This window comes from Streptomyces sp. NPDC057424 (assembly GCF_042803315.1).
Classification (GTDB): Bacteria; Actinomycetota; Actinomycetes; order Streptomycetales; family Streptomycetaceae; genus Streptomyces.
The window spans coordinates 64,369-81,793 of record NZ_JBHVCP010000037.1 but is presented as its reverse complement, the minus strand read 5'-3'; the positions used below and the strand labels follow the sequence as shown (position 1 = coordinate 81,793).

At 69.8% G+C, this 17,425-nt stretch carries 14 protein-coding genes and 2 tRNA genes; 4 read left to right on the top strand and 12 right to left on the bottom strand.

What is annotated here, in order from left to right; genetic code table 11:
- Nucleotides 1-57: 57 nt before the first annotated feature.
- The 5 genes from clpX to ACFU3E_RS26080 all read right to left on the bottom strand — a co-directional run bounded on the left by clpX (nt 58) and on the right by ACFU3E_RS26080 (nt 4,962).
- Entirely contained in the window at nt 58-1,344 is a 1,287-nt protein-coding gene (gene clpX, locus ACFU3E_RS26100; RefSeq protein WP_384162876.1) for an ATP-dependent Clp protease ATP-binding subunit ClpX, read from the bottom strand.
- A 181-nt stretch (nt 1,345-1,525) separates the two neighbouring features.
- Nucleotides 1,526-2,233 (bottom strand): ATP-dependent Clp protease proteolytic subunit, encoded by a 708-nt coding sequence (locus ACFU3E_RS26095; protein WP_384162873.1) that lies wholly within the window; start codon nt 2,231-2,233, stop codon nt 1,526-1,528.
- Nucleotides 2,234-2,344: 111 nt separating this feature from the next.
- Nucleotides 2,345-2,950 carry an ATP-dependent Clp protease proteolytic subunit gene (locus ACFU3E_RS26090; RefSeq protein ID WP_062931438.1) on the bottom strand — a complete coding sequence of 202 codons (606 nt, stop codon included), beginning with the start codon at nt 2,948-2,950 and terminating at the stop codon, nt 2,345-2,347.
- A 355-nt stretch (nt 2,951-3,305) separates the two neighbouring features.
- Nucleotides 3,306-4,691 carry a trigger factor gene (tig, locus tag ACFU3E_RS26085; RefSeq protein WP_384162870.1) on the bottom strand — a complete coding sequence of 462 codons (1,386 nt, stop codon included), beginning with the start codon at nt 4,689-4,691 and terminating at the stop codon, nt 3,306-3,308.
- Between the two features lie 194 nt (nt 4,692-4,885).
- Nucleotides 4,886-4,962: transfer RNA gene (locus ACFU3E_RS26080), tRNA-Pro, on the bottom strand.
- 164 nt (nt 4,963-5,126) lie between these two features.
- On the opposite strand from ACFU3E_RS26080, the gene ACFU3E_RS26075 reads away from it, so the two are divergent.
- Nucleotides 5,127-5,197, top strand: a tRNA-Gly gene (locus tag ACFU3E_RS26075).
- A gap of 248 nt (nt 5,198-5,445) precedes the next feature.
- Here the strand turns inward: ACFU3E_RS26075 and ACFU3E_RS26070 are convergent.
- The 3 genes from ACFU3E_RS26070 to ACFU3E_RS26060 all read right to left on the bottom strand — a co-directional run bounded on the left by ACFU3E_RS26070 (nt 5,446) and on the right by ACFU3E_RS26060 (nt 8,806).
- Nucleotides 5,446-5,955: a hypothetical protein gene (locus ACFU3E_RS26070; protein WP_384162867.1), complete on the bottom strand. Its 510-nt coding sequence runs from the start codon at nt 5,953-5,955 to the stop codon at nt 5,446-5,448.
- Between the two features lie 171 nt (nt 5,956-6,126).
- Nucleotides 6,127-8,502, bottom strand: a complete 2,376-nt coding sequence (locus ACFU3E_RS26065; RefSeq protein WP_384162863.1) for a PQQ-binding-like beta-propeller repeat protein — start codon at nt 8,500-8,502, stop codon at nt 6,127-6,129.
- Between the two features lie 109 nt (nt 8,503-8,611).
- Nucleotides 8,612-8,806: a hypothetical protein gene (locus ACFU3E_RS26060; RefSeq protein ID WP_003990237.1), complete on the bottom strand. Its 195-nt coding sequence runs from the start codon at nt 8,804-8,806 to the stop codon at nt 8,612-8,614.
- Between the two features lie 625 nt (nt 8,807-9,431).
- On the opposite strand from ACFU3E_RS26060, the gene ACFU3E_RS26055 reads away from it, so the two are divergent.
- Nucleotides 9,432-10,616, top strand: a complete 1,185-nt coding sequence (locus tag ACFU3E_RS26055) for an acyltransferase family protein (RefSeq protein WP_384162859.1) — start codon at nt 9,432-9,434, stop codon at nt 10,614-10,616.
- 15 nt (nt 10,617-10,631) lie between these two features.
- On the opposite strand, the gene ACFU3E_RS26050 is transcribed toward ACFU3E_RS26055, so the two are convergent.
- Both ACFU3E_RS26050 and ACFU3E_RS26045 read right to left on the bottom strand, forming a co-directional pair.
- Nucleotides 10,632-11,069: an HD domain-containing protein gene (locus ACFU3E_RS26050; protein WP_384162888.1), complete on the bottom strand. Its 438-nt coding sequence runs from the start codon at nt 11,067-11,069 to the stop codon at nt 10,632-10,634.
- Nucleotides 11,070-11,229: 160 nt separating this feature from the next.
- A complete protein-coding gene (locus tag ACFU3E_RS26045; protein WP_384162856.1) occupies nt 11,230-12,408 on the bottom strand; it encodes a PP2C family protein-serine/threonine phosphatase in 1,179 nt (392 codons plus the stop codon).
- A gap of 162 nt (nt 12,409-12,570) precedes the next feature.
- Between ACFU3E_RS26045 and ACFU3E_RS26040 the strand changes: the two genes are divergently transcribed.
- The gene (locus ACFU3E_RS26040; RefSeq protein WP_384162853.1) at nt 12,571-13,821 is read left to right on the top strand and encodes a GNAT family N-acetyltransferase; all 1,251 of its coding nucleotides are present in this window, start codon (nt 12,571-12,573) and stop codon (nt 13,819-13,821) included.
- A 13-nt stretch (nt 13,822-13,834) separates the two neighbouring features.
- Here ACFU3E_RS26040 and ACFU3E_RS26035 read toward each other — a convergent pair whose 3' ends face one another.
- Both ACFU3E_RS26035 and ACFU3E_RS26030 read right to left on the bottom strand, forming a co-directional pair.
- Complete coding sequence (locus ACFU3E_RS26035) at nt 13,835-14,644, bottom strand: Fpg/Nei family DNA glycosylase (RefSeq protein WP_384162850.1); 810 nt, start codon at nt 14,642-14,644, stop codon at nt 13,835-13,837.
- Between the two features lie 520 nt (nt 14,645-15,164).
- Nucleotides 15,165-15,650: a ribose-5-phosphate isomerase gene (locus tag ACFU3E_RS26030; RefSeq protein ID WP_384162847.1), complete on the bottom strand. Its 486-nt coding sequence runs from the start codon at nt 15,648-15,650 to the stop codon at nt 15,165-15,167.
- A gap of 279 nt (nt 15,651-15,929) precedes the next feature.
- On the opposite strand from ACFU3E_RS26030, the gene ACFU3E_RS26025 reads away from it, so the two are divergent.
- Nucleotides 15,930-17,420, top strand: coding sequence for an amino acid permease (locus ACFU3E_RS26025; protein WP_384162844.1), 1,491 nt, complete (start codon nt 15,930-15,932; stop codon nt 17,418-17,420).
- Nucleotides 17,421-17,425: the final 5 nt, after the last annotated feature.

The window sequence follows — 17,425 nt, the reverse complement described above, 5'->3', positions numbered from 1 at the left end:
GGCGTAAAGGGAAGGGCCCCGGTCGATGACCGGGGCCCTTCCCTTTACGCTCCTGCGTCACGCCGTCTTCTGCTCGCCCGGCCCGCGCCCCCGCGCATCCCGCGGAATCAGTGTCGGGTTGACGTTCGACTGCACGACGTCCGCCGTGATGACGACCCGGGCCACGTCCTTGCGGGACGGGACCTCGTACATCACGCCCTGGAGGACTTCCTCCATGATGGCGCGCAGGCCGCGTGCGCCGGTCTGGCGGAGGATGGCCTGGTCGGCGATGGCCTCGAGGGCCTCGCGCTCGAAGTCCAGCTCCACGCCGTCGAGTTCGAAGAGGCGCTCGTACTGCTTGACGAGCGCGTTGCGCGGCTCGACGAGGATCTGGAGCAGGGCCTCGCGGTCGAGGTTGTGGACCGAGGTGATGACCGGGAGGCGGCCGATGAACTCGGGGATCATCCCGAACTTCACCAGGTCCTCCGGCATGACCTCCTGGAACTGGTCCTTGGCCTCCATCTCGCGCTTGGAGAGGATCTGCGCGCCGAAGCCGATGCCCTTGGCACCCGCCCGGGACTCGATGATCTTCTCCAGACCGGCGAAGGCACCGCCCACGATGAACAGCACGTTCGTCGTGTCGATCTGGATGAACTCCTGGTGGGGGTGCTTACGGCCGCCCTGCGGCGGGACCGAGGCCGTGGTGCCCTCCAGGATCTTCAGCAGGGCCTGCTGGACACCCTCGCCCGACACGTCGCGCGTGATCGAGGGGTTCTCGCTCTTCCTCGCGACCTTGTCGATCTCGTCGATGTAGATGATCCCGGTCTCGGCCTTCTTGACGTCGTAGTCGGCCGCCTGGATCAGCTTGAGCAGGATGTTCTCGACGTCCTCGCCGACGTATCCCGCCTCCGTGAGGGCCGTGGCGTCGGCGATCGCGAAGGGGACGTTCAGCATGCGCGCGAGGGTCTGCGCGAGGAGGGTCTTGCCGGAGCCCGTGGGTCCGAGGAGCAGGATGTTGGACTTCGCCAACTCGATGGCGTCGTCACGGCCGTTCGCCCCGCCGTTCTCGCCGGCCTGGACTCGCTTGTAGTGGTTGTACACCGCTACGGAGAGGGCCTTCTTGGCGGCCTCCTGGCCGACCACATAGCCCTCGAGGAACTCGTAGATCTCGCGGGGCTTCGGGAGTTCCTCCCAGCGGACCTCGCTGGTCTCCGCGAGTTCTTCCTCGATGATCTCGTTGCAGAGGTCGATGCACTCGTCGCAGATGTACACACCGGGCCCTGCGATGAGCTTCTTGACCTGCTTCTGGCTCTTGCCGCAGAACGAGCACTTGAGCAGATCGCCGCCGTCACCGATGCGTGCCACGGTGTGCTTCCCCTTCGCCTGGGAGACTCCTGGACGCCGACGTCCAGCGGACTCCTGGTGCTGCCTTATGTCCGACGGTACCTTGCCGAGCCCCCCGTTCGGGCCCCCCTTGGCGCGGTTCGCTTTGACGTGGACCGTGCCAAACCATGCCAAGGGGCGGCAGACAATACAGCCTCGCGCCTCAACGCAGGCTCGAGTTGTCCATCTTCCGGGTGGTGATGACCTGGTCGATCAGGCCGTAGCTCAGCGCGTCCTCGGCCGTGAGGATCTTGTCGCGCTCGATGTCCTCGCGGATCTTCTCGATCGTCTGCGTGGAGTGCTTGGCCAGCATCTCCTCCAGCTGCGAGCGCATCCGCAGGATCTCGTTGGCGGCGATCTCCAGGTCGGACACCTGGCCGCGGCCCGTCTCGCTGTAGGGCTGGTGGATCAGCACACGCGCGTTCGGCAGGGCCATGCGCTTGCCCGGAGTACCGGCGGCCAGCAGGACGGCGGCGGCGGAGGCCGCCTGGCCCATGCAGACCGTCTGGATGTCCGGCTTCACGTACTGCATCGTGTCGTAGATCGCCGTGAGCGCCGTGAAGGAGCCGCCGGGGCTGTTGATGTAGACCGAGATGTCACGGTCGGGGTCCATCGACTCCAGGCACAGCAGCTGCGCCATGACGTCGTTGGCGGAGGCGTCGTCGATCTGGACGCCGAGGAAGATCACGCGCTCCTCGAAGAGCTTCGCGTACGGGTCGTACTCGCGAATGCCCTGGGAGGTGCGCTCGACGAAGCGCGGGATGACGTAGCGGGACTCGGCCTCCGGGCCGGTGTAGCGGCCCTGCGAGGCGCTCATGTCCTGCACGGCGTGCATACGGTCGTAGATCCCACTGCCGGGGAACTGGTTCACGGTGTCTCCTGAAAGGGGCTGAGGCGGTCGGCTGGGGCTGTCTGGGGTCGCTGGGGGCCCGGGAGGGGCTCCGTGGGCCTCACGGGGCGCCACAGGCCCCGTGGGGACCGCTCAGGCCCCGGTGCCGCCGCCGCCCGGCATGCCGGCGGCCGTGGGCATGACGTCGTCGATGAGGCCGTACTCCTTGGCCTCGAAGGCGTCGAACCAGCGGTCGCGGTCCGAGTCGCGGGTGATCTGCTCGACCGACTGGCCGGTGTGCTGCGAGGTCAGCTCGGCCATGCGCTTCTTGGTGTGCAGCAGCCGCTCGGCGTGGATCTTGATGTCCGAGGCCGAACCGGCGAGGCCGGCGGAGGGCTGGTGGATCAGGATCTCGGCGTTCGGCAGCGCGAAGCGCTTGCCGGGGGTGCCGGCGCTGAGCAGGAACTGGCCCATCGAGGCCGCGAGGCCCATGGCGATGGTCACCACGTCGTTCTTGATGTACTGCATGGTGTCGTAGATCGCCATGCCGGCCGTGATCGAACCGCCGGGGCTGTTGATGTACAGGTAGATGTCCTTGTCCGGCTCGGCGGCAAGGAGCAGCAGCTGCGCGGTGATCTTGTTCGCGATGTCGTCGTCGACCGGCTGGCCGAGGAAGATGATCCGCTCGTTGAGCAGCCGGTTGTAGACCTGGTCGCCGAGGCCGCCACCGATAGAGGGCTCGCCGGCGGCTGAGGGCATCAGATTCGTCACGTATCCACCTGCTCGTCTTACGACGGCGCCGGGCCGTCTCACGTTTCCCTAGGGGCTAGGAGCCGTTCGGGGACTCCACTGCCCTCGTATTCATGGACCCTAACGCGCGGGTCCCTTCGGGGAATCCCGGAGATGGGAGTGTTCGCCGGGGGCGTAGCGCGGTGGGCTCCACCGGGGGGCCGTGCGATCGCGTCCAGGGGGGTGCGGGAATCACCGGGCTGCGGGCGGGTGGGGGCTTGTCACGCAGTTCCCCGCGCCCGGGGGGGGCGCTGTTCCCGCGGGCGGCAAGAAGGCCCTGGGGCGTGCCCCAGGGCCTTCCTCACAACCTCACCGGTGCCGGGGCTCAGCCCTCGGTCTTCTCCTCGGCGGACTCGGCCGGGGTCTCCTCGGTGGAGGCCTCGGCGGTGTCCTCGTCCTCTTCGTCGTCGAGGTCGACGACCTCGCCGTTGGTGTCCTTGACCGTGGCCTTCTCGACCACGACGGCCAGGGCCTTGCCGCGGGCGACCTCGCCGACCAGGAGCGGAACCTGGCCGCCCTCGACGACCGCCTGGGCGAACTGGTCCGGGGACATGCCGGAGGAGGCCGCACGGCGCATGAGGTGCTCGGTGAGCTCCTCCTGGTTGACGTTCAGCTTCTCCTGCTTGACGAGTTCGTCGAGCACGAACTGGGTCTTGATGCCCTTGACCGCGGCCTCGCGGGTCTCGGTCTCGAACTCCTCCTCGTTCTTGCCCTGGATCTCCAGGTACTTCGCGAGGTCGAGACCCATCTGGCCGAGCTGGTGGTGCTCGAGGTTGTGCTTGCGCGTGTTGACCTCGTCCTCGAGCAGCTTCTCGGGGACCGGGACCTCGACCAGCTCGAGCAGCTTCTCCAGGACGCGCTCCTGGGCCTGCGTGGCCTGGTCGTACTGCTTCATGTTCTCGAGGCGCTTGCGGCTGTCCGCGCGCAGCTCCTCGATGGTGTCGAACTCGGAGGCGAGCTGCGCGAACTCGTCGTCCAGCTCGGGCAGTTCACGCTTGGCGACCTGGGTGACCTTGACGGTGACCTCGGCCTCCTTGCCGGCCGCCGAGCCGCCCTTGAGCTCGGAGGTGAAGGTGGCCTCGCCACCGGCCTCCAGGCCCGTCACGGCGTCGTCGATGCCGTCCAGCAGCTCACCGGAGCCGATGGTGTAGGAGACGCCGTCGGCGACGCCGTCCTCGAGGACCTCGTCGTCGACCTTGGCCTGCAGGTCGATCGTCACGACGTCGCCGTTCTCGGCGGCACGCTCGACCGGGGCGGTGGAGGCGAAGCGCTCGCGCAGCTCCTCGACGGCCTTGTCGACGTCCTCCTCGGTGACCTCGACCGCGTCGACCTCGACCTCGATGCCGGAGAAGTCCGGGATCTCGATGGCCGGGCGGATGTCGACCTCGGCGGTGAAGTTCAGCGTCTCGCCGTCCTTCAGCTCCGTGATGTCGACCTCGGGCTGGCCCAGCACGCTGAGCTCGGCCTCGTTGACCGCGTCGGTGTAGAACTTCGGAAGCGCGTCGTTGACCGCCTCCTCCAGAACCGCACCGCGGCCGAACCGCTGGTCGATGACCCGGGCCGGGACCTTGCCCTTGCGGAAGCCCTTCACCGTGACCTGCTGGTTGATCTTCTTGTACGCCGCGTCGAGGCTGTCCTTGAGCTCCTCGAAGGGCACCTCGACAGTGAGCCGAACCCGAGTCGGGTTCAGGGTCTCCACGGCGCTCTTCACGGTTCGGTCTCCTTGTGGCTGACTTCTTGGTTTCTGCCGGTGCCAGAACGGCCCGGCGGATTTCGCCGCCCGGAGGACTGCAGACGATGAGACACACGGGCGTGCAGCTTGCATAGTAACGGCAGCGACTACACCGCCCAAAAGGCGATCACGCGAATGACCGGATGTGCGGTCACGCGAGGTGACCGGATGACTGGTCGGGGTGGCGGGATTTGAACCCACGGCCTTCCGCTCCCAAAGCGGACGCGCTACCAAGCTGCGCCACACCCCGTCTGGTGCGACACGTAGGGTACATGCCGACAGGCGGTGTGGCCGCCGCATTTCCACAGGGTCCGTGCCGCGTCGGCCCGGGCGCGAATGCGGTGTGCGGCGGAGGGTGCCGACCCGCTACGATGCCTTCAGTGCCGCGGTCACCCGACCCGCGGCGCGTGCTGTGCGGGCGTAGCTCAATGGTAGAGCCCTAGTCTTCCAAACTAGCTACGCGGGTTCGATTCCCGTCGCCCGCTCCGAATGGCTCAGGGCCAGGTCGGAGGATCATTCCTCGACCTGGTCCTGAGTGTTTCCCGGGGCTGCGTTCAGTCCGGCGTGTCCCCCGCGTGCCCCTCCGGCTCTTGATCTTGTTGGCTTCCGGCCCCTGTCGACTCGCTCAGCCAGCGACTCGCCGGACGCCTACGGGCCAAGATCACGCGCCCCGAAGCAGCTCCCGCCCGAAGCCCTTCCGCCGACCTCGCGAGCACGGGAACGCAGTCGCCTGTCAGGTGGCCCCGTACCGCCTGGCGACGCTGCATATCTCCCCCGCGGCGCTCGGCTGTTCCAGCAGCATCGTCCCGGCCTCGCGCCCGTCATGGTGGATGCGCAGTCGCGGACCCTCGATGATCACACGCAGCTCCGGCAACGGATGCCGCCACAGCAAGGCGGTGCGCTCCCACATCTCCATGTTGCGGGTGGTCATGCGGAGTTGATACTGCGGGCCCTCATGGGCCGCCGGCGGGGTGTGCTCGGTGTACGGGGGCCGGACGGTGTAGGTGCCGAGCACCGTCTCCCCCAGCTCCAGGACCTCGTCGCGGATGCCGTGCTGACGGCCGATCTGCGCCCCGGTCCAGCCGGCGAGTCCCGCCGTCAGCAAAGCCCCGGCCACGAGCGCCCACCACGGCAGGTCGGCCCTGATTCCGAAGCCGACCACCGCTGTCACCGCGAGGAATGCCGTCACGGCAGCGCCGAACAGCCTCGCGGGCCGGATGCGCCGGTCCCGCACGTGGTTCACGTCTCTTGTCCCCCTGAGAGCCGGCGGTGTACCGCAACACTAGGTGACGCGGTGGCGCATACCCGGCTCAGGGCATGGCTCGACGGGCCGGTCCACGATCCGTCGCCAGGCTGGTCACCCGGCTCCGGGACGCGTCGCCCCCTACGAGCACGAGGGCGGCCTCGTCACCGGTCAGAGATCCCGGACGTCCACGGTGTAGACGGACCGGACGCCGTACGGGACGTACAGGGCATCACCGACGAGCAGGAGCGGTGCCCCGGAGGTGACGAGGATGCTGTCGACCCGGCCGCCGTCGTCGCGCCCGACCCGGGTGTCCTCGACCTTGCCGCTGTGCGCGTTCAGAGCCGCCAGGCGCCCGCTGGGCGAGGCGAAGTAGACGTGGGTGGCGGAGGCGGTCGGCGGCCCCTGCCGCTCCAGGGTGGAGTTGGATTCCCACAGCGTCCGCCCGGTGAGCGGCGAGACGGCGCGAACGCCTCCGCTGCTGCGCGTGAAGTAGACGGTGCCGCGGACCAGGTACGCCCTCGACCCCTCGGGCCGGGGCTTTGCCAGCCGGCGCACGGTGAGCTCGTGCGAGGAGGCGTCGATCAGGGTGAGGCCGCGGGCCGTGGACACGCCGTCCGCGAACACCAGGCGTCCCTCCTGCGGGCCGAGCAGCTGCAGGGCACCCTCGGCCTCGACGGTCCAGCGGGCCTTCCCGGTGGCCGGGTCGATCTGGGAGACCGTGGTTTCGGCCGCTTTCTCGTCGTTCGCCTGGGTCGTGCAGATCAGGTAGGCACGGTCGGCCGCCGAGTCCAGCATGCAGTCGCCCTGGTCACCCGGCTCCGGCTGCCGCCAGCGGACCCTGCCGGTCTCCGCGTCGAGCAGGGCGTACTGGTCGCCCTGTGATCCGTAGAAGGTGACGACACCCTCGGACACGGCCGTCGCAGCGCCCCGGGGCCCCTCGGGGGCTCTCGACATCTCGCCGCTGCCGGTCCCGGTCCGCCAGAGCTCCTTGCCGGTACCGGCGGCCAGGGCGTAGATCGTGTAACTGGACCCCACGCCGCTCACGCCTTGCGCATCCTCCGCCCCGTAGACGTAGACGCGTCCGTTGTCGGTGCCGATGAGCGCGCCCTCGTCGCCGGAGGCACCGTCGGGTGTGGTGTCGACGGGCCGGCTCCAGGTGTTGCGGCCGTCGGCGAGACCGAAGCGGGTCGCCATGAGGTCGGATCCCGCGCACACGAGGGAGGCGTCGACGACGGAGCAGCTCTTGAAGGACGTGTCGGCCCCGCCCGGGCCGCCCTCGCTGTCCACGGGAGACTTCGCCGTGGCGACCCACGGCTTCCAGCCCTCGGGGAGGTCGGCCGCCTTGGCGGTGGACGAGGACGGCGGGCGGTCGTTGTCGCGGATCAGGGTGACGGTGGTGGTGACGATCGCGGCGAGTGCGACGGCCACGGCGGCCGAGACCAGCAGCAGTCCGTGTCCGCGGCGGCGTCGGGTGCGCTCCGCCTCGGGTGCACGGGTCCCGGCCGGGTCGCGTGGCGGCCGATGCTGTTCCGTCGGGGTTCTGTCGGCCCGGGAACGCCGCGGCCCGTCCCGATCGGCGTCCGCCTCCTCGGGCAGGTGGTGCGACGTTTCACCCCGCTCGGTACGGGCCGCGTCGGGCCATTCCGTGACGGCCGGCTCGGTCGGCCGGGCGCTCGGCCACGGGTGCACGGGGCACGGCGCGGCGGTGCCGGGCACCAGGAGCGGGCCCGGGATGCCGCCCTCGCGGAGCAGCGTGAACAGTTCGTCCGCGGCGGGGCGGTCCTTCCGGTCCTTCTCCAGGCAGAGGCGGATGAAGGGGAGCAGCTCGCCGGGGACGCCGGCGAGGTCCGGTTCGCCCTCGACGACCCGCAGGGCCGTTTCGTACGGGCTCGGGCTGTCGAAGGGGCCGCGGCGGGTGGCGGCGTAGGTGAGGACCGAGCCGAGGGAGAACATGTCGGCGGCCGGGCCGACGTCGTGGGGGGAGGCGAACTGCTCCGGGGACATGAAGGGCGGCGTGCCCATGACGCGACCGGTCTGGGTGAGGACGTCGGAGGCGGCGAACTCGGCGGCGCGGGAGATGCCGAAGTCGATGACGCGGGGGCCGTCCTCGGCGAGCATCACGTTGGCCGGCTTCAGGTCGCGGTGGACGACTCCGGCGCGGTGGATGTCGCGCAGCGCCTCGGCGAGGCCGGCGGCGAGGCCGCGGAGCCGGGGCAGCGGGAGCGGGCCGTGCTCGCGGACATGGGTGCCGAGGTCCGCGCCCGGTATGTAGAGCGTGGCCATCCAGGGATGCGTGGCGTCGGCGTCCGCGTCCACGACGGGGGCCGTGAAGGCGCCGCTGACCTGGCGGGCGGCGGCCACCTCGCGGCGGAACCGGGCGCGGAACTCGTCGTCGTCGGCGTACTGGCTGTGCACGACCTTGATCGCGAGGCGTCGGCCGGAGGTCGAGCGGGCCAGGTAGACCACACCCATGCCGCCGGAGCCGAGGCGGTCCTCGATGCGGTAGCCGCCCACTTCCGCCGGGTCGGAGTCGCGCAGCGCCATCCCCGTACGTTCCCCCCGTCACGCACCGTCCTGTGGTCGGGGCGAGCGTAGCCGCTCCTGCGCCGGGCCCGCAGCGCGGGGCTCGGGACGGGGCGCTCCCGCCCGTCGGTCAGAAGCTGATGGAGTTGATGGTCTCCGCTATCGAGTTGAGGAACCGCTGAATGTCGTCGGCCATGCCGGTCGAGGCGAGGAAGAAGCCGAAGAGGACCGCGACGATCGCCGGCCCCGCCTTGATGGATCCCCCTCTCAGCAACACCACGAGGATGATCGCCAACAGCAGCACCACAGACAGTGAAATGGCCACAACTGATCACACACCCTCGGTCGGTCCGCTCTCCCGGCCCGGGGGCGCGACCCCGCGCACCCCCGCCAGGACCATCGTGCCACCAACGGGGCCGCGCTATGCGGCCGGTGACGCATCGACCACACACGTGTCGCACCCACCCACGCGGCAGGTCTGTGCGCAAGGTCTCAACGCCGAGGAGTCGCACGGCAATTCGACGAGCCACCCGCACAGGGAATTCGATCGCATCGTTTCCGTCTCCACACAACGCGTTCGCAGGTAATTCGAATTGCTGCCGCAGGCCGTCAACAACCTTGTGAGGTAGGGACCGAACAGGGTTGAAGTGGACATTCCACTGGAGTCGCCTGCTGGTCTTATGCGCCGCTTAGTCCGGAAGTGTCATGACAAGCAGGGCCGAGACGGTGCACACAATCCACCATCGGACGATGTGTTGGCCGTCACGCCGACAGTGGCGTCAGCTACCCGTAATCCGGGGTACCCGCAGCAAATAGCCAGGAATCACTTCCGGCGTTTTACGAATAGCTGCAGGGAACGCTAGGGTGCCTCAGATGTTCCACGCTGCCTCGTCCCCCGCACGCGCAGCGAGGTCCCGGATCGTCTCCCCGAGCTCCTGGTGGGAGGGTCTGTGACGAACTCGCTGCGACCGAACGGCGACCGCAGGGCGCCACTTCCCCCGGCACAGCCGCCGGCCGACGGAGTGCCGAGCCCGCGCTCGCCGCAGAGCACGCAGAAGAAGCAGAGCGGCAAGCAGCGCGACGCGTTCTTCGACAACGCCAAGTACCTCGCCATCGTGCTGGTGGCCATGGGCCACGCCTGGGAGCCGCTCAAGGGCGACAGCCGGATACTCGAGGCGGCGTACCAGCTCGTCTACGCGTTCCACATGCCGGCGTTCATCCTCATCTCCGGCTACTTCTCGCGCAGTTTCGACATGCGACCCGACCGGCTGAAGCGCCTGATCACCGGCGTCGCCGTGCCGTACATCATCTTCGAGACGGCCTATCCGCTCTTCAAGCGGGTCATCGACAACGACCCGCATCAGGAGATCAGCCTTCTCGACCCCTGGTACCTGACCTGGTTCCTGGTCGCGCTGTTCATCTGGCGCCTGACCACCCCCATCTGGAACCTGGTGCGCTGGCCGCTGCCGCTCGCGCTGGGTCTCGCCATGCTGGCGACCGTCACCCCGGAGATCGGTGACGACCTGGATCTGCAGCGCGTCCTGCAGTTCCTGCCGTTCTTCGTGCTGGGCCTGGTCATGAAGCCCGAGCACTTCCACATGGTGCGCCGCCGTTCGGTGCGGATCGCCTCGGTGCCGGTGTTCGCCGTCGCGCTGGCCTTCAGCTGGTGGGCGGTGCCGCGCATGAACACCGCGTGGTTCTACCACCGCGACGCCGCGCAGGAGCTGGGCGCCCCGTGGTGGGCCGGACCGGTCATGGTGCTCGCGATGTTCGGCTGCTCCCTGGTGCTGACCGCCTGCTTCTTCGCCTGGGTGCCGCGCCGCCACATGTGGTTCACGGCCCTCGGCGCCGGCACGCTCTACGGCTACCTGCTGCACGGCTTCCTAGTGAAGGCCGGCGACTACCAGGGCTGGTTCGAGGCGTCCTGGCTGCACCAGCCGTCCGGTGAGGTCCTCGTGACCGTCCTGGCGGCCGCCGTCGTGACGGCGCTGTGCACCAAGCCGGTGCAGCGCGTCTTCCGGTTCGCGATGGAACCGAAGATGGAATGGGCCTTCAAGCGGGACGCCGCCGAGCTCGCCCGTGAGCGTCAGGGCGCCGAGCAGCGTGAGCGCGAGCGCGAGAAGGTCAACGCCTGACCTCCACAGCGGGATTCATCCGACGCGACCGAGAAGTGCGCGCATCCGTGCGTACTTCTCGGTCAGTCGTCTGCGGGTCTCCTCGTCGAGGACCGCGAGACGGGCCGGGTCCGCGTTGTGCGCCAGGTCCGACTCCTTCACCAGGAGCGCGCCGGGCGTGGCGAGGATCCGCGCGGCGTACGTCCCGGGCGGCTCCCCCGCCCGCTTGGTGACCGCGAGGACGATGTCCTTCGTACGGCTGCTCAGCGCGGCCTCGCGCAGCCACTCGGCCGAGAGGGCGCCGTCCTCGACGGCGTCGTGCAGCCAGGCCGCCGCGATCTGCTCGTCGTCGCCGCCCCGCGCCCGTACGCCCTCCGCCACGGCCTGGAGGTGCTCGGCGTAGGGCCGTCCCGCCTTGTCGGTCTGGCCGGCGTGCGCGGCGCGGGCGGTGGCCTCGACCTGGGCCAGGGTCATACGGGATGTCTCCGTCACCGCTCCAGTGTCCCGCGCAGCGCCGCCGTGCGCGACGGCGGTCCAGGACCGTCGTCACCAGGGGCCCGTCACCGCGGTGCAGCTGCCGTGCCGGAGGGTGAGGTCGATCGAGGACGGCCCCCGGACCGGGGAAGAACCCACCTCAGCGGGTGGCCGCGGCCGTGGGTCCCTCGCGGCAGATCAGCAGCAGGGCCCGGTCGTCGTTGACGTCCTTGGCCACCGCCTCGATGAGGTGCCAGGCGGCGCCGTGGAAACCGCCGGCCACATAGCGGTCGGCCTCGCCGGTGAGGCGGTCGATGCCCTCGACGATGTCGCGGTCGGCGGTCTCCACCAGGCCGTCCGTGAACAGCATCAGCACGTCTCCCGGCCGCAGTGAGCCCTTCACCGGGTCGAACTGGGCACCGTCGTACACCCCGAGGAGCGGTCCCTCGGTCGCCTTCTCCTCCCAGCGGCCGCTGCCCGCGCTGAGCTGGAGGCCCGGCGGGTGGCCGGCGGAGTAGAGCTCGTAGTCGCCGGAGTCCAGGTCGAGGACCAGGTGGATGGAGGTGGCGAAGCCCTCGTCCCAGTCCTGGCGCAGGAGGTAGCCGTTCGCGGCCGGGAGGAAGGCGTGCGGCGGGAGGGAGCCGAGCAGGCCGCCGAACGCGCCGGACAGCAGCAGAGCGCGCGAGCCCGCGTCCATGCCCTTGCCGGAGACGTCCGTGAGGACGACTTCGAGCGTACGGCCGCCGTTGGTACGCGCCGCCACCACGAAGTCGCCCGAGAAGGACTGGCCGCCCGCCGGACGCAGCGCCATCTCACGGTGCCAGCCGTCGGGCAGGTCGGGCAGCTTGCTCTGCACCCGGATGCGTTCGCGCAGGTCGAACAGCATGGTGCCGCCGCGCCGCCAGGGCACACCGACCCGGCTGCGGAACTGGGCCAGGAGCAGCCCGAAGAAGCCGCAGGCCGCGACCACGAGCACGACGCCCGGGGTGACCCTCGACGGGCCTTCCGTGTACGGGCCGAGTTGCAGCGACTCCACGATCAGTGCCGTGGCCGCCGCCGCGTACAGGCCGAGCAGGCTCGCCGGGCGCAGCAGCAGCCCGCCCACGACGACCGGCAGCACCAGCGCAGCCGGTGAGAACCACACCGAGTTCGCCAGAGTCGCCGCCGCGATCAGGGGCACCATCAGGAGCAGACCGGCCAGGGCGATCCAGTCCGAGCCGTTGCCGCGGAAGTAGTCCACGGCGGCTCGGCGCACGCCGACGCGGACCCGGTGCCACTGCTTCTTCAACCGGGCCGTGAACGTGTCGGCTTCCGCGCGCCGTCCTCGTCCTGATGCCATTAGTCCGGGACCCTATCCATCGGACCAGCCCCTTGGCACGGGAGGTCCCACTTGTCCCCCGTCCGAGGGCCGACTTCACAGTGGACTTCACAGCGCGCCGCCCTGCCGCCGCCCGGGGAAAATTCCCTCGCTCGTCCCGCAATGCCCTGGTAGGCATGGCTCATGGCAACTGACGCGAACGGTCTTTCGACCGACCTGCGGGTCCTTCAGAAGGACGATTGGGACAAGTGGTACGACACTCTGGTCCGGGGATTCGGAGGGGTGCCGGAGGCCGCCGAGGAGCGGGAGTTGTGGAACTCGCTGACCGAGTTCGACCGTTCACTCGGCGTCTGGGACGGGGACGAGTGCGTGGGGACGGCCGGGGCGTTCAGCTTCCGGCTGACCGTGCCCGGCGGCGCGTCACTGCCGGTCGCGGGCGTCACGATGGTCAGCGTGGCCGCCACCCATCGCCGACGCGGTCTGCTGACGTCGATGATGCGGCGGCAGCTCGACGATGTACGGGCGTGGGGTGAGCCGCTGGCCGTACTCACCGCGTCCGAGCCCGCGATCTACGGGCGGTTCGGATACGGCAACGCGACCTTCTCGTTGGCCGCCGAAATCGACACGACCCGGGTACACCTGTCGGTGCCGGACGGTACGGACGACGTACGGGTGCGGTACGCGGTGCCGGCCGATGTGCTCGACGTGTGCGAGGCGCTGTACGCCCGGCTGGTTCCGGAGCGGCCCGGGATGCTGGCCCGGCGGCCCGGCTGGGAGCGGCTCGGGGTGCTCGATCCGGCAAGCGAGCGGGAGGGGGCGTCGCCCCTGCAGTGCGTGCTCGCCGAGCGGGACGGGGAGACGGTGGGGTACGCGCGGTACCGCGTCAAGCCCGAGTGGGAGCTGTCCGGGTCCAACGGCACAGTTTCCGTAGAGGACTTGGCAGCGCTGGACCCCGCGGCGAACGCCGCGTTGTGGCGGTTCCTGTTCGGGATCGACCTGACGACGAAGGTGACCGTGCGGGGGCGTCCGGCGGACGACGCGTGGCAGTACCTCGTGTCGGACCCGCGGCGGTGTCAGCCATGGTTGCGGGACTCGCTGTACGTGCGGCCGGTGGAGGTGGGAGCCGCGCTGGAGGCGCGGACGTATCAGACGCCGGTGGATGTGGTGTTCGACGTGGAGGACACGTTCTGCCCCTGGAACGCGGGGCGTTGGCGGCTGAGCGGGGACGCGAAGGGGGCGTCCTGCGAGCGTACCGCCGATGCGGCGGATGTCGCCCTGTCGGTACGGGAGTTGGGCGCGGCGTATCTCGGCGGTGTGTCGCTGGCCTCGCTGGCGACGGCCGGGCGGGTACGGGAGATCCGGCCGGGGGCCCTGGCGGAGGCGTCGCTCGGGTTCGGGACGCGTGTGCCGCCCTGGCTGCCGCACGGGTTCTGACGCCCGTGCGGTTTCAGGGGCGTTGGCAGGCCGGGCACCAGAAGAGGTTGCGGGCGGCGAGGCCGGCGGTGCGGATCTCGCCGCCGCAGATGTGGCAGGGCAGGCCGGCCCTGCGGTAGACGTACACCTCGCCGCCGTGGTCGTCCACGCGGGGTGGGCGCCCCATGGCCTCCGGGGTGTGCTCCGGGCGGACGGTGTCGATGCGGTTGTCGCGGACGCCCTCGCGCATGAGGTCGACGAGGTCGGTCCAGATCGCGTGCCACTCGGTGGGGGTGATGTCCCGGCCGGCGCGGTACGGGTCGATGCGGTGCCGGAAGAGGACCTCGGCACGGTAGACGTTTCCGACGCCGGCGATGACCTTCTGGTCCATGAGGAGGGCGGCGATCGTCGTACGGCTGCGGGTGATGCGGCGGTACGCGGTGTCCGGGTCGACGTCGTCGCGGAGGGGGTCGGGGCCGAGACGGTCGTGTATCGCCTGCTTCTCCGGGGGTGTGATCAGGGCGCAGGTCGCGGGGCCCCGGAGGTCCACGTACGTGGTGTCGTTCGCCAGGCGGAGGCGGACGGTGTCGCTGGGGGGCGGTTCGGGGGCCGGACCGAAGGTGACCTTGCCGAAGAGGCCGAGGTGGATGTGGATCCAGTCGGTGTCGCGGAAGCCGAGGAAGAGATGCTTGCCGTGGGCTTCCGTATGGGTGAGTTCCGTGCCGGTGAGGAGGGTGGCGGCGGGTGTGAACTTGCCCTGGGGGCTGGTGGTGCGGGGCTTCGTGCCGCGGAAGGCGGCGGCGTAGTCCAGGGCGAGGCGGTGGATGGTGTGGCCTTCCGGCACGGGTTCTCCCTGTGTTCGTTGCCTTCGCCCACTCACCAGCCCGACTCGATTCGTCAGGACGTCGAGGTCGGCATGCCCCGGGCCCCGCCCCGGCCCCCCGGCGGGAACTCCGTCCTCCGCACCCCTCGCGGGGCTGCGCCCCGGCACTCCGAGCACGTCTGTGCCGCCCCCGCCGCCCGCTGGTCGGGCTCCGGGCCCCGAGTTCGGGTCGGATGCCGCATCCTCGCGCCTCAGCCGGACCGCTTGGATTCGGGGCTGGACCAGTGCCGGGCTCGTGCCTGAGGCTCCGCCACGACCTACGCACCAAGTGCCGGTGCCGGCCCCGCATGGGGCTCGGAGACGGAAACCGGGGCGGTCCGCGCGGCGGGCTCCCCGTGGCCCCCGCCTCGTGCGGTGCTTCGCGGGCCGCGTCCCGGCCCGCGCGCAGAGCCCGGAAACCGGGCCCTGCGGCCGAAGCGGGTGCCCGCCCGGCGTGGGAGTGGGCGCGGGTCGTGCCGGTCAGCCCGACCGGCAGGCCGGGTTACCGCTGCGGGTGGTGCGGCGGGATCGGGGGCAGGTCGCCGGTCGTTTCGTAGGCGGACAGCATGTCGATGCGGCGGACGTGCCGCTCGTCACCGGAGAACGGGGTGCCGAGGAAGGCCTCCACGAACTTCGTCGCCTCGTCCTGCGTGTGCATGCGCGCGCCCACCGCGACCACGTTCGCGTTGTTGTGCTGGCGGCCCAGGGAGGCCGTCTCCTCACTCCAGGCGAGGGCCGCGCGGACGCCCTTGACCTTGTTCGCGGCGATCTGCTCGCCGTTGCCCGAGCCGCCGATGACGACGCCGAGGGCGTCGGGGTCCGTGGCCGTGCGCTCCGCTGCGCGGAGGCAGAAGGGCGGGTAGTCGTCCTGGGCGTCGTAGATGTGCGGGCCACAGTCGACGGGGTCGTGACCCGCCTCCTTCAGCCACTCGACGAGGTGGTTCTTGAGTTCGTAGCCCGCATGGTCCGAGCCGAGGTACACGCGCATGGGACGAGTGTGACACGGGTGTTTCCGGGAAAGCGCGCGGGGTGGCGCTCATGAAAACTCGAGGCGACTGTGAGTCGTATAACAGAACCTCAGGAAAACCTCAAGTAACAATCTGGATTCAAAGGTTCTCTTGATCCTTCGCCTCCGATTCACTGGACCGAATCGTTCATCGCTCGTACGAGCCCCCGTACGCCGCCGTGCCGCGACACACCCCCGTTCGCAGGGCCTGCGCGGTTCCGTACGGAAGTACAGCTCCCCGGCGCAAAGGAAATCCGTTCCATGACCTCGCAGCCGACTCTGAACAAGGCCGGAAACGATCCCGGACGGCCCGGAGAACCCGGAGCCGAGGGCTCCGGGCTGCAGGCCGGGCTCAAGAACCGGCACCTCTCGATGATCGCCATCGGCGGTGTCATCGGCGCCGGACTCTTCGTGGGGTCCAGTTCCGGTATCGCCACCGCCGGGCCCGGCATCCTGCTGTCGTACGCCCTCGTCGGCACGCTCGTGGTGCTGGTGATGCGGATGCTCGGTGAGATGTCGGCGGCCAATCCGACCTCGGGTTCCTTCTCCGCGCACGCCGACCGGGCTCTCGGATCCTGGGCCGGTTTCTCCATCGGCTGGCTGTACTGGTTCTTCTGGGTCGTCGTACTGGCGGTCGAAGCGACCGCCGGAGCCGTGATCCTGGAGGGGTGGATACCGGCCGTGCCCCAGTGGGGCTGGGCTCTGATCGTGATGCTGGTGCTGACCGCGACCAACCTGGTCTCCGTCGGCTCCTACGGCGAGTTCGAGTTCTGGTTCGCGGGCATCAAGGTCGTCGCCATCGCCGCGTTCATCGTCATCGGCGGGCTGGCCGTCTTCGGGCTGCTGCCCGGAGTGGACAGTGAGCAGGCCGGGCTGGGCAACCTCACCCAGCACGGCGGCTTCCTGCCCCACGGGGCCGGCGCCATCCTCACCGGTGTGCTGCTCGTCGTCTTCTCCTTCATGGGCAGCGAGATCGCCACCCTGGCCGCCGGTGAGTCCGAGAACCCGCGGCAGGCCGTCACCAAGGCCACCAACAGCATCATCTGGCGTGTCGCCGTCTTCTACCTCGGCTCGATCTTCGTCGTGGTGTCCCTGCTGCCGTGGGACAGCACGTCCATCACCAAGGACGGCTCCTACGTCGCCGCGCTCGACTCCCTCGGCATCGCGCACGCCGGTCAGATCATGAACTTCATCGTGCTGACCTCGGTGCTGTCCTGCCTCAACTCCGGCCTCTACACCGCCTCCCGCATGGCCTTCTCCCTCGGCCGGCGCGGTGACGCCCCGAAGGCGTTCGCCCGCACGACCCCCAACGGCGTTCCGCGCACGGCGATCCTCGCCTCCGTCGCCTTCGGCTTCGCCGCCGTCTTCTTCAACTACGAGTTCCCCGACTCCGTCTTCCTCTTCCTCGTGAACTCCAGCGGCGCGGTCGCCCTGTTCGTGTGGCTGGTGATCTGCTTCTCCCAGCTGCGCATGCGGAAGATCATCCAGGCCGAGGCGCCCGAGAAGCTCGTGGTGAAGATGTGGCTGTACCCGTATCTGACCTGGGCGACCGCCGCGCTGATCGTGTTCATCCTCGGCTACATGCTCACCGACACCGAGCACGACGGGCGCCGGACCATCCTGCTGTCGCTGCTCGTCGCGGCGGTGGTCCTCGTCATCGCCTTCGTGAAGAAGGGGGTGCGCGGGGGGCCTCCGGCCCCTGACGCCCCGCAGGTTCGGAGTGAGGAGCGGAGCGAGGTGTCGGCCGGCTGATCCTC